This is a genomic window from uncultured Campylobacter sp. (genome assembly GCF_938030685.1).
Taxonomy (GTDB): Bacteria; Campylobacterota; Campylobacteria; order Campylobacterales; family Campylobacteraceae; genus Campylobacter_B.
Genome location: NZ_CALHHX010000021.1, coordinates 1 through 1,248, shown reverse-complemented (window position 1 = coordinate 1,248; position 1,248 = coordinate 1). Strand labels below are relative to the sequence as shown.

The 1,248-nt window shown below is 53.8% G+C and carries 1 protein-coding gene; it reads left to right on the top strand.

Going from position 1 to position 1,248, the window contains the following annotated elements:
- Positions 1–1,239 (top strand): S16 family serine protease (locus tag Q0369_RS01030; protein WP_298094773.1); only part of this gene is annotated, 1,239 nt, incomplete at its 5' end.
- Positions 1,240–1,248 lie beyond the last annotated feature (9 nt).

Genomic DNA, 1,248 nt, shown 5'->3' with positions numbered 1-1,248 from the left:
CTCATCGAGGCAAATCAGATGAACCCCGTCATCGTGCTTGATGAGATCGATAAAATTTCAAGCTCATACAAGGGCGATCCGACCGCAGTTCTGCTTGAAATTTTAGATCCCGAGCAAAACTCGAGCTTTAGGGATTACTATCTAAATTTCAACATCGATCTTAGCAAGATTATCTTTATCGCCACGGCGAACGACGTATCTCTCATACCTGCGCCGCTGCGCGATAGGATGGAGTTTATCGAGCTTAGCTCATACACGCCGCAGGAGAAATTTCAGATCGCCAAGGACTATCTGATCCCTCAGGAGCTGCAGCGCCACGGGCTCAAAGCCGCCGACGTAGCGATCAACCCCGCAGCCCTTGCCGAGATCATCGAAGAGTACACGCGCGAAAGCGGCGTGCGAAACCTACGTCGCCAAATCGCTGCGATCTTCCGCAAGGTCGCGGTTAAAATTTTAAAAGACAAAGAGTTTAAAAAAATCGTCGTTACGACGAAAAATTTAAGCGAATTTCTAAATAAAAAGGTTTTCGAGATCGACGAGGTCGAAAAGTGCGATCAAATCGGCATCGTAAACGGGCTTGCGTGGACTGCGGTAGGCGGCGACGTGCTCAAGATCGAAGCGGTCAAGATCAAAGGCAAGGGCGCGATGACGATCACGGGCCAGCTCGGCGACGTGATGAAAGAATCCGCGCAGATCGCCTTTAGCGTCGTAAAGGTGCTTATCGACGAGGGCAAGCTCAAAGCCGCTCAAGACGCGGAGGCGGGCGCGGCAAAAGCCTCACGCGCCGGCAAAAACTCCGCATTGCGCGCAAATAGCGGCGCGGTGTCTAAAAGCCCTGCGGCGGCGCGAAATTTAGGCGCGGAGGAGAATTCCGAAAGCTCAGAGCAGATTTATAACAAATTCGACCTTCACATTCACGTGCCCGAGGGCGCGACGCCCAAGGACGGACCGAGCGCGGGCATCACGATGAGCACGGCGATCGCGTCGATTTTAAGCGAGCGTAAGGTGCGCGCCGATCTGGCGATGACGGGCGAGATCACGCTAAGCGGCAAGGTGCTGCCGATCGGCGGGCTTAAGGAGAAGCTCATCGCTGCGCACAAAGCCAAAATCGCCGAAGTGCTGATCCCGCGCAAAAACTATGAGCGCGACCTGGCGGAGATCCCGGACGAGGTCAAAAACGATCTGAAAATAACGCCGGTAGATCGGATCGAAGAGGTGCTGAAGCTGGCGCTCGTTTAAATTTAAAGC